Here is a 12,791-nt window from a genome sequence, read left to right as displayed (position 1 = left end):
TCCAACCGATGATCAAGCGTGCGCAAATCAACCAGTATTGATGAACGAGACATGGGGGGAGATATTGTGGCCAAGAATCTGTATTATTTGTTGTATATTGCTCTGTTTGTTGGGACCTGTTTGTTTGTCGTCAATGCCTACTCCTCGCCGGATCCGGTACCGTCGCCTTCGATCTCTTTATCGGAGCAGGATCAGAATCGGCTATGATTCACCTAGCGTTTAGCGTTCCAAAGAAAAAACCTGTAAAACGATTGTGATCGTTTTACAGGTTTTTTAGCTTTCGTTCAACGAGAATATAAATCAGGATAAAAACGATGACGGTTGAAATCACGGTCGTCATGAAATGGCCGGTAAGCCTGGCGATCAACAGCAGGATGACTCCGAAAATCATCAGCAGCAAGCTGACGTAGGCGTTGGCAACTTTAAAATTCCGTTCATTTTTGAGTGAAGACGTCGTTTTGTAAGCATAAAAACTTGTGGAGCTTTTAGGCGGAATCAAAAAGAGGACCAACCCGTACAAAATAAACACGACGCCGATGGCTAAGCTTTCAAGCACCCTACACACTCCTCTGGAAGGATAAGCCGGATGCACCCCGAACCGAAGCGTTCGGATTTCAGGGTGCCAGGACCTGTCGCGCGGGATATCCGGCTGATTAAGCTCAATCCCCGCAAGGCTAAAATTACTTGGAACCTGCTGCATTCAGAAGCAAACGGCGGTAGGAATATTCGAATATAAACTCAAAGGCCTCCAGATGTTTTTTGGCTTCGAACGCATTTTTGCCCCAGGCATAGATGCCGTGGTTACGCAGCAAAATGCCGGGTACCGCCGGATCGAGCGCGCCGGGAACGAGCTCTGCAATCCGCGGAATGTCCGCATAGTTCGGCAGGATCGGAATGCGGATCGCCGCGTCCTCTTCCCAAATGTTAAAGGCTTTGATCAGCTCGATTCCTTGGGCAGGCACGTAACCTTGTTCACCATACCAATCGCTGATCAGGTTGTTGTCGATGGTGTGCACATGGAAAATGGCGCCGCAGCCGGTTTTCCGGTAGATTTCACAGTGGATTAAAGTTTCCGCGCTGGGCTTTAAGCCGGTTGCTTCGCAAGGGACACCGTTCTGGTCCACAAAGAGATAATCCTCCGGCGTATGTACGGATTTGTCTTTTCCGCTGGCCGTGACGGCAAAATAAAACTGCTCCGGATGGAATTCGCCAACACGGACGGAAAGATTGCCGCTGGTACCCGGGAACCAGTTTCTGGATGCAAACAGTTCCTTGATTCCTCTAAGTTCCTGCAGCGCAGCCTGCTTCTGTTCGAGCTGGATATCTGAAAATGCCACTTACAGCACCTCCTGCGTAAACTTGTCTTTCATGTCGTTCTGAATATCGGTAAATGTCTCGAATGGTACATGAAACACGCCAAGCTTCTTGCACTGCTCGGTGAGCGTGGAGCGGGAATAGACCAGGTCGGCCTGCTTGGCGCCTTCAAAATCGGTAAGGCTGTCACCGATGAGAATCCGGTAATATCGGTCGGCTGGAAAACGGTCCATCACCGTAACCTTGCACATGCCGCAGTCGTTATGGCAGGATTCCTTGCAAGGATGCGGCCAGGTAATCTCAATGCGATCCCCTTCGAAATCGGCACCGTTGCAGAAGATATGGTCCGCCGGAATGCCAAAGGGCTTCAGCAGAGGATCGACAAAGAAATCGATGCCGCCGCTTGTGACATAGAACTCGATCTGCTCGGATTTCAAATAGTCAAGGAACGCTGCGAAGCCTTCCCGTATCCCGGCATGGCTCAGCACATACTCGGTAATTTCTTCTCTCATGGAGGAAGGGAAGAGCGCGAACATGCGGCCAACGCCTTCCCGAATTGAAATGGTGCGGTCAACCGTATCCTGCATGATCGGCTCGAAGCCTTCCGGTTTGAAGTGTTTCATGATGGCAACGATGTTATCGTTGTTCGTGATAGTTCCGTCGAAATCGCAAAAAATAATCGGCTGTTTTGCTCCTGATGTCATGCTTCTCCTCCCCAGATGTCCAGCGCGGCTTTCAGTTCTTCGTGCTCTTCGGCATAGTGGGCAAGCGGCACGGATTTCATCGTTGCCTCAATCGCCTGTACAAAGGCTTTGCCGCCCGCTTCGGTTCCCATCGGATGACCGTGGATTCCGCCGCCTGCGTTAACGACCACATCGGTACCGAAATCCCGGATGATACGCGGAACGAGTCCCGGATGAATTCCCGCGGACGGTACCGGCATGCTTCGCTTCACGCCAAGCTTAGCGCTATGCAGCTCGTCGCGAATGGCGAGATTCTCTTCCCTCGGCATCGTAACGGAGCCGTAAGGAGAAGGGAAGAGCACCAGATCGGCTCCGGCGATCCGCATCAGCTGGCCGAGCAGCACAGGTGCCGCAATCCCATAGTGCGGAGAAGGATAGATGGCGCCGGCAAGCGCTGGGTGAGCCGCGATGGGTACCGTAATCTCCGAATCGCTGCTCAGCTCGTGCAGGACGTCATACCCGTAGGACAGCACATTGAAGAGCAGGGCATTGGCGCCTGCATCGATCGCGCGCAATGCTTGCTCGCGCAGCTGCGATGTACGGCCGGTCAAATTGGCCGCGTACAGCAGTTTTTTGCCCGTCTGCTGTTCGATGTCCGCAGCGGCTTGAATGCACATGCTGACCCGTCTTTCAATCGGGGTGAGGTCGTTCTCGAACAGGATTTCGTCATCCTTGATCAGATCCACGCCGCCGAGCGCCTGGCGGATAAATTGGGCTCTAAGCTCGTCCGCATTCAGTCCGATCACCGATTTGAAGATGCTCATGAGCAGCGGACGGTCATGGACGCCGAGAGGGCTTCGGATGCCGTCGATGCCATGCTTCGGTCCGGGAAATGCACTCAGGAAGTCGGGAGACAGATCCAGGGACGTCAGCTTGATGCGCCCGTCCATGGAGATTTTGCCGAACACGGTCACCAGCAGGGCAGGAATATCCCGGCTAAAATTGATGTCCGGGTAAGCGATGCTGACATCCGCATAACGGCTGCCCGGCTCCCAGCCCTCGTGAACCTGAATGTCAACGACCTCGCCAAGATGTTTCTGCATGGCTTCGCGTTTGGCCTGCGGCAGCTCGGTCCAGCTGCCAACCGTCATGCCAACGGCAATGGAGGTCGCTTTCTTACGGAAATCCGCCTGGTCGTCATAAATTCGGTACGTTGCAATACAGCGGCTCATGAGATCTGCTCCTTCAGCATGGCGCCCATTTCTTTGGAGCGCTCAGCGCAGCGGTTTACGGCGGCAATGACCGTTTCGAAGAAATCGCCTTTGTCGAGCGTTTCCAGGGCAGCTTGCGTCGATCCGTTCGGCGATGTAATCTTCGCGCGCAGCGACGACGGCTGTTCCCCGGTCTGCTGGACCATGCGGGCGGCACCCAAAATGGTTTGAAGCGTCAGCTCGCGGCTTTGCTCCGGCGTCAGGCCGCCGCGGATTCCCGCTGCGGTCATGGCTTCCATCATGTAATAGAAGTAAGCCGGGCCGCTGCCGGATATCCCGGTCAGGATGTCCATCTTCTCTTCTTCGATGACCGTCACGTGGCCAACTGCCTCGAACAAAGTCAGCACGAGATGACGCTGTTCTTCGCTGATTTCCTTCGAGAACGCAATGCCCGTGGAACCAAGCCCGATCGAAGCGGATGTATTCGGCATCGTTCTAGCAATGGGCTGCTGGTTTCCTAGCAGCGTCTGCGTCGTATAAATCGAAAGTCCGGCGATCACGGAGATGATCAATTGGTCGCTGGAGAGCTTGGGTCCCAGTTCTTTCAGCGCTTTGGCGGCATCCTTCGGTTTCATGGCCAGCACGATCACCGGCGAGGTTTTCAAAATTTCGATTTTGGCGGCCTCGTCGTTGTTGATCTGGACGCCGTAGCGTTCGCTCAGTTCCAGAAGGCGCTGGGCGTTGCTACGGTTCAGCATCGTAATATTCTCGGGAAGCACGACAGAACGGCTCACTAATCCTCGTACGATCGCTTCGGCCATCGAGCCTGCGCCGTAGAAGGTGATTGCTTTATCTATTAAAGGTCGGTTCTGCGGGGATTGGCACATCGTTTTGTTCCTCCTTAATGGCTTGGGATGAATGATTTATTCGCGTATTTGACCACTACCGATAATAACATATTTGGAGGAAGTAAGCGCGGGTAACCCCATAGGTCCCCGGGCATGCAGCTTCTGGGTGCTGATCCCGATTTCGGCGCCGAAGCCGAATTCAAAGCCGTCGGTGAAGCGGGTCGAAGCGTTATGATAGACAGCCGCTGCGTCTACTTCCTGCAGGAAACGCTCCGCATGATCCTCGTTCTCCGTTACGATGCATTCGGAATGCTTCGTGCCATATACCGAAATGTGCTCGATGGCTTCATCCAAGCGGTCCACGACTTTAATGTTCAAAATATAGTCGTTATACTCTGTCGCGTAATCCTCGGATGTTGCGACGGCAGCCCAAGGAATATATTCCAGGGTTCGCTCGCATCCGCGCAGCTCGACGTTACGCTCACGGAAAACTTCGGCCAGCGAAGTCAGGTGCGATTTGGCATACTCCGCATGGACGAGCAGGGTTTCCATGGAATTGCAGACCGAAGGACGCTGCACCTTGGCATTGATGCTGATGGCGGCGGCCATGTCCGGCCGTGCCGATGCGTCCAGGTACGTATGGCATATGCCCGCCCCGGTTTCGATGACCGGCACGGTCGCGTTCATCACGACGTTCTGGATCAGGGAGCTGCCGCCGCGCGGGATGATGACATCCAGCAGTCCGTTCAGTTTCAGCATTTCATCCACGGAGGAGCGGTTCGGGTCCTCGATAAGCTGAAGCGCTTCTTTAGGCAGCGCAGTGCGTTCCATAGCTTCGTGAAGCACTTCGATGATTTTGCGGTTGGAGGAGAGGGCGGATGATCCGCCCCGCAGGACGACCGCATTGCCCGTCTTCAAGCACAGCCCGGCGGCATCGACCGTCACATTGGGACGTGCTTCATATATGATGCCGATCACGCCAAGGGGAACGCGTTTCTTCACGATGTTCAGTCCGTTCGGACGATCGATCGTTTCCAAGGTGTCGCCGATCGGGTCCGGCAGCTCCACGATTTGGCGCAACCCTTCGGCAATGCCCTCGATTCTGGCTTCGTTCAGTGCCAGCCGATCCAGCAGGGAAGCAGAGGTGCCAAGTTCCTTCCCGCGCCGAAGATCCTCTGCGTTGGCTTCCATGATATCTGCCGTCCGCTGGATCAGGGCGTCGGCCATGATCAGCAGCGCCTGGTTTTTCTCCTCCGTGCTCAGTCTGCCAAGACGAAATGCAGCCTGCTTGGCGAGCTGAGCTTTATTGCGTACCTCACTCATAATGATTCCTCCTTCGTATAGGTGATAAAAAGATTTAACTTCGGAATGCGATACGGACTATTTTAACGTAATCCATTCATCGCGGTGAATAACCTCGAGCCGATGGATTTCGCCGATAATACCGATGACTTGGCTGCTTGGCAATCCGAGCACGGCCTGCAGCTGGTCCTCGTCGTAATTGACGATGCCTCTGCCGAGCCTTACGTTGTCCATATTGACGACTTCCACCACATCGCCTGCATGGAAACTGCCTTCGATCCGTTTAACGCCAACGGGAAGGAGGCTGTGCCCCCCGTGGATCAGCGCCTTCTCGGCACCGGGATCGACTACGATCCGACCCAGCGGCGAGGACATAAAGCCGAGCCATTGCTTTTTCACAGGCAGGGCCGACAGGTGAGTGGCAAAATACGTACCTTTGCCGCTGTGCCCCAATGCTTTCACCAGATCGCCGGGCTCGTTGGCTTTGCCGATGAATACGGGAACGCCGCCGCGGGTGGCGATTTTGGCGGCATCGATCTTCGAGCGCATGCCGCCGGTTCCGACGCTGGAGCCGGCCCCCCCAGCCATGCTGTAAATTTCATCGGTAATGTCATGAATTTCCTCGTATTTTATGGCATCCGGCGACTTGCGCGGATCGGCCGTGTATAAGCCGTCCGTATCGGTCAGGATGATTAATTGCTGAGCGCGGACCAGGTTGGCGACTAGTGCGGATAACGTATCGTTATCGCCGAATTTCAGCTCGTCAATCGAAACCGTGTCGTTCTCGTTAATGATAGGGATGACGCCTTGCTTCAAAAGCTCCGTAATCGTCATGCTGGCGTTGTTCATGCGTTTGCGGTTCGCAAAGTCCATTCTCGTCAACAGAATCTGGGCCGCTTTCAGTTGATGGGAGGCCAGCGCATTCTGGTAAGCCCGCATGAGCAGCGCTTGGCCCAATGCAGCGGATGCTTGCTTCTCATGGAGCAGCTTGGGCCTCGTCTCGTACCCGATCTCCCTAAACCCTGCTGCGACGGCTCCGGAGGTCACGAGGAGAACTTCATGGCCGGCCTCGCGGAGCCCGGCAAGTTCCCCGGCAAAAAACGCGACCGAATCCAGATTAAGTCCGCCTTCGTCTGTCGTTAGGGAGCTGCTTCCAATCTTTACGACGATGCGCGAGAGCATCGTGATCACTTCCTTGTATTTATGATGGTAGGAATGGCTGTTACGAATCCATTTCCCTGAAAATAAAAAAACTTTCGTCCTGTATGAGAAAGGACGAAAGTTGGACTTCCGCGGTACCACCTTTATTGATGAGCGCAGCCCATCCGGCTTTGGCCCTGTAACAGAAGGCGCTGTCCTGGCAAGCCAGGCCGCTCGGGGGTAGGATTCGGAAAGGGGTCACGGCAAATTCTTTCAGCCCATGGAATTTGCTCTCTGATCATCGTGCCGCATGCTTTCGTACTGGTCCCGTCTTTGCGTTTGGGAAACTGCATTCGATTGTTATTGCAAGAATAGCACATCGTTTTTGATTTTTCAAAAGGAATTAGGTTAGCCGAACAGGTTCAGCTTGCCGATCCGGTAGGCGGCTTCCCGCATTCGTTCCTCGCTGCTTAACAGGCCGACGCGGACATACCCCTCGCCGTGATCCCCAAAGCCTACGCCAGGCGCGACGGCCACCTTGGCCTCCTCCAGCAGCAAGTCGGCAAAAGATACCGAGGTGTATCCCTTCGGCACGGGCAGCCAGCTAAAGAAGGAGCCGGCCGGTTTCGGGGCCTGCCACCCGATTTCGGACAGGGCGCCGAAGAAGGCATCCCTTCTCGACTGGTAGCGCGACACCAGTTGGTCGACGCAGTCCTGCGACGAGGTGAGAGCCGCAGCAGCAGCCGCTTGGATGCCGCCGAACAGACTGACATAGATATGGTCCTGCAGCATATTGATCAGCGAGATGATGTTTCGGTTCCCCAGGGCGAAGCCGACGCGCCATCCTGCCATATTGTAGGTTTTGGAGAGGGTGTAGAATTCCACGCCCACCTCCTTGGCGCCTTCCGCTTGCAGGAAGCTGACCGGACGGTCTCCGTCAAAACCGATCGCCCCATATGCAAAGTCACTGGCTACCACGATCCCGTGTTCGGCGGCGAATGCCACCGTATCCTCGTAGAAGGATAAAGGAGCGACGGCGGATGTGGGGTTGTTCGGGTAATTCAGGAACATCAGCTTCGCTTTTTCCCGGTCTGCAGGCGATATAGCGCCATAGTCGGGAAGGAAGCGGTTATCTGCGGTTAAAGGCATGAACTTCATTTGCGCGCGGGCGAGAGCAACGCCTGACCAGTAATCCGGGTAACCCGGGTCCGGGACAAGACAGACATCCCCGGGATTCAGGAGGATTTGCGGCAGCTGCACCAGCCCGGTTTTTCCCCCGAACAGAATGGCGACTTCCGTTTCCGGATCCAGATCGACGTTATAGTCCTCCTTGTATCGATGCGCGATGGCTTCCTTCAGAAAGGAAAAGCCGGTAAAAGGCGAATATTTGTGAAACTGCGGATTGTCGGCCGCCTCCTTCAGGCTCGATACGATATGAGGCGGCGTGGGCTGATCGGGATTTCCCTGCCCGAGATTGATTACATCATGCCCTTGAGACACTTGGCGGTTTACCTTGGAGACCAGGGTCGCGAAAAATTGCGTAGGCAGCTGGGCCATGATCTCGGCCGGCTCTATGTGGAAAACGTCTGGCTTTTTGTTCATGCAGGTTCATCACTCCGTTATCTGATTACACTCTAAATATGTCTATAATGGAAAACAATTAGGATTAATTTAACACGATTTATCAGGGGTGTATAGAGGGAAATGGGGCTAGGGTGTTGCAGCAGCGGCGCTGGAGAGGCTATGATGATGACATATAAGAGAAGGTTGAACCCTGGAAGAAGAGCCGGCCCATGCGTTTCATGATCGCATGGAGGCCGCCCTTGGATTCAACTCAAACAACGGGAGGCTGCAAGATGACTGGAGAAACAAAGGCTCAGCTTCATATCGCACTTATTCAAGCTGACATTGAAATAGGCAACGTCCAGGCCAACATGGATAACATGCTCGGCATGATGGAGAAGGCGGCAGCGGCGAACCATAAGCCGGACGTGATCGTGCTGCCGGAGATGTGGAACACCGGATATGCGCTGGACCGGATCCAAGAGCTCGCCGACCCTATGGGGCAAGAAACCTCTTCGATGCTGAGCGAGTTTGCTCGAAAGCACCGCATCCAAGTCGTCGGCGGTTCCGTAGCCGAACGGATCGAAGACCGGATTTATAACAGCATGTACGTATTTAACCGGAACGGGGAGCAGATCGCCAAATATTCCAAAATCCATTTGTTCCGCCTGATGGACGAAGAGAAGTTCCTGCAAGCCGGACAGCATACCGTAACCTTTGATCTGGAAGAAATGAAGGCGGGCGCGTCGATCTGTTACGATATCCGGTTCCCGGAATTGTCCCGCACCCTCGCGCTCGGCGGCGCTCAAGTGCTGTTCGTGCCTGCGGAATGGCCCCATCCGAGGCTGCATCATTGGAGAACGCTGCTCATCGCCAGGGCGATCGAGAACCAAATGTATGTCGTTGCCTGCAATCGCGTAGGAACCAGCGGCGAAACGGACTTTTTCGGTCATTCCTTGATCATTGACCCATGGGGCGAGATCATCGCCGAAGGGGATGAGCGGGAAACGATCGTGACAGGCATGCTGGATTGCAAGCTCACGGATGAAGTGAGAGGACGCATACCGGTTTTTGAGGACCGTCGGCCTCATTTGTATTTCCAATAGAACATGTAAGATCCAAACCTCCAAATATGAAGTTTCATCTGGGCAGCGGCGGGTATACTATGGGTAATCCGTCTGAGAGGAGGCTTTGAATCATGGCAGAGAACAACCAATTCGACAGCCGAAACAATGAACAGGAACAAGAACAGAAAGAGCAGTTCCGCAATTTTGTTGAGAGCGTAGCCGGAGGCGGGAACGGGAAAAACGAATCGATTCAGGATCAGTCCCGTACCGCGGACGAACAGAACCGAATGATCGACCAGCATAATTTGCGAAAATAGGGTTCGGTTTATGATGATCATGGGTAATCTTTTGGCTTTCAGGTAAAAAAGAAGAAGAGGCACAGCCGTTTGTCGTTTGACGATGGCTGTGCCTCTTTGCTTATTATTCGTTTTAAACTGCATCCATTTGCGATTATTTATCTTGAACGCCTTCTACCACAAGCTTGTCCATGACCTGCTTGAACGTGTCGATGAACGCATCCGCCGCTTTGGACAAATACCGGCCGTTTCGGTAAGCGACGACCAGCGTGCGGCTCGGCACCGGATCCGCGAGCGGCAGATATACCGGAATAAACTCGCTGCGTTTCGCACGGGCAATGAACCGGGGAACCAGCGTGATCCCCATCCCGGTAGCGACCAGAGACTGGAGGGTCTCGATGTTGCTGCTCTCGAATACAACGTTCGGCTCGAAGCCGGCCTCCCGGCATATATCGAAGGTTAGCTTCCGGAAGCCCTGACCCTTCTTGAGCACGACAAACGCTTCGTTCCGGATTTCGTCGATCGTAATGGGGCGTACGGGATCGGAGGCCGCCCGCAGCGCAAGCGGGTGCTGGGGAGGAACCGCCAAATCGATCATTTCCTCGCCGATCGGAATCCAGGACAGGGACGGCTCCGCCAGGGGCAGCGCAAGCAGGCTGAGATCCGCCTTGCCGCTGGCCGTCAGCTTCTCCAGATTCATGGAGGAGTCCTCCAAAAGGGTGATTTCGATATCCGGATATCCTTTTTTGAAAGCAGGCAAAACTCGGGGCAGCAGATGAGAGCCGGTTATCGGCATGCTGCCGACGACGACTTTCCCCTTGCGTAGCTGGGAGATGTCCGACATCTCCTGTTTCAGCTGCTCGACGGCGTCCATGATCTTCTGCGCATGCTCGACAAAGCTGGCACCGGCATGGGTAAGCTCGACGTTGCTCGTATTGCGCTGGAACAGCAGCACCCCGAGCTCTTTCTCCAGCTTGGAGAGCTGCTGGCTCAGGGAAGGCTGGGCGATATGAAGCTTCTCCGCGGCGCGCGAAAAGTTTTTGTCCGCCGCGATTTGCAGCGTATATTGCAGTTGTCTCAATTCCATGTAAGCATCACTCCGTTATAGCTGAATCCTATTACATCTATAGATATTATATCTTGGAACAATGAAGAAGGAAATGATATATTACTATCAACGTAAAGATGATGCGTTGCAGGCCTTCCCAATAGGGATAAGGGACTCAAGCAATTATCTTCTCATGGACGTAAAGAACAATGGGGTGATTATGATGAGTAAGAAGACAATGTTCGAAAAAATTTGGGATAACCACGTGATTCATCAGGAAGAAGGCAAGCCGGGTATTTTGTATATCGACCTGCATTTGGTCCACGAGGTGACTTCCCCTCAGGCATTCGAAGGTCTGCGTCTCAGCGGCCGCAAAGTGCGCCGCCCGGAACTTACCTTCGCCACGATGGATCACAACGTACCAACGAAAGACCGTTTTAACATCACGGATCCGATTTCGAAGCAGCAAATCGACACCCTGACCAAGAACTGTCAGGATTTTGGCGTTACCCTGTATGATCTGGACACGATTGACCAAGGCGTAGTGCACGTTATGGGCCCTGAACTTGGCTTGACGCATCCCGGCAAAACGATTGTGTGCGGCGACAGCCACACATCCACTCACGGCGCATTCGGTGCGCTGGCGTTCGGTATCGGTACGAGCGAGGTTGAGCACGTCCTGGCAACCCAATGTTTGCAGCAGGCTAAAGCGAAAACCATGGAAGTTCGTTTTGTTGGCCGCCGCAATCCGGGCGTAACGGCGAAGGACATGATCCTTGGCGTCATTGCGAAGTACGGAACCGATTTTGCAACAGGCTATGTCATCGAATATACGGGCGAAGCCATCCGCGAGTTGTCGATGGAAGAGCGTATGACGGTGTGCAACATGTCCATTGAAGGCGGAGCCAGAGCGGGCATGATCGCTCCGGATGAAACGACGTTTGAATATTTGCGCGGACGTCAATATGTTCCGCAGGGCGAAGCTTTTGATGCCGCTGTAGCAGCTTGGAAAGAGCTTGTGACAGACGAAGGCGCCGAGTTCGACGTGGTGGTTGAATTCGACGTGGAAACGCTGATCCCTCAAGTAACCTGGGGAACGAGCCCGGGAATGGGTACCGACATTTCCTCGACGGTTCCTAACCCTGCAGACTTCAAGACCGAGAACGAGCGCAAGGCAGCGGAGAAGGCGCTGGAATACATGGCGCTTGTGCCAGGGACTCCGATGTCCGAGATTCCGATCGACTATGTCTTCATCGGTTCTTGCACGAATGGACGCATCGAGGATTTGCGGGCAGCAGCAGCTGTAGCGAAGGGACATAAAGTGTCCAGCAATGTGACCGCCATCGTCGTTCCGGGATCGGGCCGAGTGAAGATTCAGGCCGAAAAAGAAGGGCTCGACAAAATTTTCGTCGAGGCAGGTTTCGAATGGCGCGAAGCAGGCTGCAGTATGTGCCTTGCGATGAATCCGGATGTACTGAAGCCTGGACAGCGCTGCGCTTCCACATCCAACCGGAACTTCGAAGGTCGCCAGGGCCGCGGGGGCAGAACGCATCTCGTATCGCCGGCAATGGCAGCGGCAGCTGCGGTTAAAGGACGCTTCGTGGATGTACGTGATTGGAACTTTGCAGCCGAAGAAGTTGTGAGCTAAGAAGGACGGAGGAGAAGTTTATGCAAGCATTTACGAAATTAAACGGTATTGTCGCACCTGTCGACCGGGTGAATGTAGATACGGACGCAATTATTCCTAAACAGTTTTTGAAACGGATTGAACGCACGGGATTTGGACAGTTTCTGTTTTACGAGTGGCGGTTTGATGAAGAGGGAGGCAACATCGACAGCTTCTCGCTGAACCAGCCCCGCTACCAGGGTTCGACCATCCTGATCTCGCGTGCCAACTTTGGCTGCGGATCTTCCCGCGAGCATGCGCCTTGGGCGATTCTCGACTACGGGTTCCGCGTGGTCATCGCTCCATCGTTTGCTGATATTTTCTACAACAACTGCTTCAAGAACGGAATTCTGCCGATCAAATTGTCGGAGGAGCAGGTCGAAGAGCTGTTCCAGCGGACGGAATCGAACGAAGGCTATAAACTGAACGTGGATCTGGAGAACAAAACGATTACCGATGATCAGGGATTGCACATCGACTTTGACCTCGACGAGCACCGCCGTCAATTCCTGCTTCAAGGATTGGACGATATCGGTTTGACGCTGCAGCATGAAAGTGCAATCGATGCTTACGAGAAAAAACATGGGGAGCGCTTGTTCGCCTAATTTCGCAATCAGGCTTCAAAAGTTTACAAGACTATTAAACTTCCATTT

At 54.0% G+C, this 12,791-nt stretch carries 14 protein-coding genes; 5 read left to right on the top strand and 9 right to left on the bottom strand.

All coding sequences use genetic code 11. From position 1 onward, the window contains the following. Nucleotides 1-66 precede the first annotated feature (66 nt). Complete coding sequence (locus AC3RCL_RS19065; RefSeq protein ID WP_009595238.1) at nucleotides 67-207, top strand: hypothetical protein; 141 nt, start codon at nucleotides 67-69, stop codon at nucleotides 205-207. 55 nt (nucleotides 208-262) lie between these two features. Here AC3RCL_RS19065 and AC3RCL_RS19060 read toward each other — a convergent pair whose 3' ends face one another. The 8 genes from AC3RCL_RS19060 to AC3RCL_RS19025 all read right to left on the bottom strand — a co-directional run bounded on the left by AC3RCL_RS19060 (nucleotide 263) and on the right by AC3RCL_RS19025 (nucleotide 8,100). Continuing rightward, nucleotides 263-556: an SdpI family protein gene (locus tag AC3RCL_RS19060; protein ID WP_015734579.1), complete on the bottom strand. Its 294-nt coding sequence runs from the start codon at nucleotides 554-556 to the stop codon at nucleotides 263-265. A 124-nt stretch (nucleotides 557-680) separates the two neighbouring features. Beyond that, nucleotides 681-1,337, bottom strand: coding sequence for a methylthioribulose 1-phosphate dehydratase (locus AC3RCL_RS19055; protein WP_009595132.1), 657 nt, complete (start codon nucleotides 1,335-1,337; stop codon nucleotides 681-683). Next, on the bottom strand, nucleotides 1,338-2,018 hold the full coding sequence (locus AC3RCL_RS19050; protein WP_096773310.1) for a 2-hydroxy-3-keto-5-methylthiopentenyl-1-phosphate phosphatase: 681 nt from the start codon (nucleotides 2,016-2,018) through the stop codon (nucleotides 1,338-1,340). Then, nucleotides 2,015-3,229: a 2,3-diketo-5-methylthiopentyl-1-phosphate enolase gene (locus AC3RCL_RS19045; protein ID WP_492531368.1), complete on the bottom strand. Its 1,215-nt coding sequence runs from the start codon at nucleotides 3,227-3,229 to the stop codon at nucleotides 2,015-2,017. The genes AC3RCL_RS19050 and AC3RCL_RS19045 overlap by 4 nt, the downstream gene beginning before the upstream one ends. Then, the gene (gene proC, locus AC3RCL_RS19040; protein ID WP_213577813.1) at nucleotides 3,226-4,095 is read right to left on the bottom strand and encodes a pyrroline-5-carboxylate reductase; all 870 of its coding nucleotides are present in this window, start codon (nucleotides 4,093-4,095) and stop codon (nucleotides 3,226-3,228) included. Before proC ends, AC3RCL_RS19045 begins: the two co-directional genes overlap by 4 nt. A 36-nt stretch (nucleotides 4,096-4,131) precedes the next feature. Then, nucleotides 4,132-5,379, bottom strand: coding sequence for a glutamate-5-semialdehyde dehydrogenase (locus AC3RCL_RS19035; protein WP_492531365.1), 1,248 nt, complete (start codon nucleotides 5,377-5,379; stop codon nucleotides 4,132-4,134). A gap of 57 nt (nucleotides 5,380-5,436) precedes the next feature. Further along, nucleotides 5,437-6,540 carry a glutamate 5-kinase gene (gene proB / locus AC3RCL_RS19030; RefSeq protein WP_217993017.1) on the bottom strand — a complete coding sequence of 368 codons (1,104 nt, stop codon included), beginning with the start codon at nucleotides 6,538-6,540 and terminating at the stop codon, nucleotides 5,437-5,439. Between the two features lie 366 nt (nucleotides 6,541-6,906). Further along, entirely contained in the window at nucleotides 6,907-8,100 is a 1,194-nt protein-coding gene (locus tag AC3RCL_RS19025; protein WP_096773313.1) for a pyridoxal phosphate-dependent aminotransferase, read from the bottom strand. Between the two features lie 254 nt (nucleotides 8,101-8,354). On the opposite strand from AC3RCL_RS19025, the gene AC3RCL_RS19020 reads away from it, so the two are divergent. After that, nucleotides 8,355-9,167: a carbon-nitrogen family hydrolase gene (locus tag AC3RCL_RS19020; RefSeq protein ID WP_492531363.1), complete on the top strand. Its 813-nt coding sequence runs from the start codon at nucleotides 8,355-8,357 to the stop codon at nucleotides 9,165-9,167. A 92-nt stretch (nucleotides 9,168-9,259) separates the two neighbouring features. After that, nucleotides 9,260-9,445 (top strand): hypothetical protein, encoded by a 186-nt coding sequence (locus tag AC3RCL_RS19015; RefSeq protein ID WP_009595149.1) that lies wholly within the window; start codon nucleotides 9,260-9,262, stop codon nucleotides 9,443-9,445. A 133-nt stretch (nucleotides 9,446-9,578) separates the two neighbouring features. Here AC3RCL_RS19015 and AC3RCL_RS19010 read toward each other — a convergent pair whose 3' ends face one another. Then, on the bottom strand, nucleotides 9,579-10,511 hold the full coding sequence (locus AC3RCL_RS19010; protein WP_015734588.1) for a LysR family transcriptional regulator: 933 nt from the start codon (nucleotides 10,509-10,511) through the stop codon (nucleotides 9,579-9,581). Between the two features lie 184 nt (nucleotides 10,512-10,695). Between AC3RCL_RS19010 and leuC the strand changes: the two genes are divergently transcribed. Together leuC and leuD are read left to right on the top strand one after the other, a co-directional pair. Then, nucleotides 10,696-12,120, top strand: coding sequence for a 3-isopropylmalate dehydratase large subunit (gene leuC / locus AC3RCL_RS19005; RefSeq protein WP_036665580.1), 1,425 nt, complete (start codon nucleotides 10,696-10,698; stop codon nucleotides 12,118-12,120). A gap of 20 nt (nucleotides 12,121-12,140) precedes the next feature. Beyond that, the gene (gene leuD, locus AC3RCL_RS19000) at nucleotides 12,141-12,743 is read left to right on the top strand and encodes a 3-isopropylmalate dehydratase small subunit (RefSeq protein WP_015734590.1); all 603 of its coding nucleotides are present in this window, start codon (nucleotides 12,141-12,143) and stop codon (nucleotides 12,741-12,743) included. Nucleotides 12,744-12,791: the final 48 nt, after the last annotated feature.

Source organism: Paenibacillus sp. MT86, from assembly GCF_058792535.1.
Note: the sequence above shows the minus strand (reverse complement) of the source record. Positions and strands in the feature narration are given on the sequence as shown.

Excerpts from the sequence above, each read along its gene's own strand:
- proB (WP_217993017.1), bottom strand. The coding sequence starts at position 6,540 with ATGCTCTCGCGCATCGTCGTAAAGATTGGAAGCAGCTCCCTAACGACA.
- AC3RCL_RS19035 (WP_492531365.1), bottom strand. The coding sequence starts at position 5,379 with ATGAGTGAGGTACGCAATAAAGCTCAGCTCGCCAAGCAGGCTGCATTT.
- proC (WP_213577813.1), bottom strand. The coding sequence starts at position 4,095 with ATGTGCCAATCCCCGCAGAACCGACCTTTAATAGATAAAGCAATCACC.
- leuC (WP_036665580.1), top strand. The coding sequence starts at position 10,696 with ATGAGTAAGAAGACAATGTTCGAAAAAATTTGGGATAACCACGTGATT.
- leuD (WP_015734590.1), top strand. The coding sequence starts at position 12,141 with ATGCAAGCATTTACGAAATTAAACGGTATTGTCGCACCTGTCGACCGG.
- AC3RCL_RS19045 (WP_492531368.1), bottom strand. The coding sequence starts at position 3,229 with ATGAGCCGCTGTATTGCAACGTACCGAATTTATGACGACCAGGCGGAT.
- AC3RCL_RS19025 (WP_096773313.1), bottom strand. The coding sequence starts at position 8,100 with ATGAACAAAAAGCCAGACGTTTTCCACATAGAGCCGGCCGAGATCATG.
- AC3RCL_RS19020 (WP_492531363.1), top strand. The coding sequence starts at position 8,355 with ATGACTGGAGAAACAAAGGCTCAGCTTCATATCGCACTTATTCAAGCT.
- AC3RCL_RS19050 (WP_096773310.1), bottom strand. The coding sequence starts at position 2,018 with ATGACATCAGGAGCAAAACAGCCGATTATTTTTTGCGATTTCGACGGA.
- AC3RCL_RS19015 (WP_009595149.1), top strand. The coding sequence starts at position 9,260 with ATGGCAGAGAACAACCAATTCGACAGCCGAAACAATGAACAGGAACAA.
- AC3RCL_RS19010 (WP_015734588.1), bottom strand. The coding sequence starts at position 10,511 with ATGGAATTGAGACAACTGCAATATACGCTGCAAATCGCGGCGGACAAA.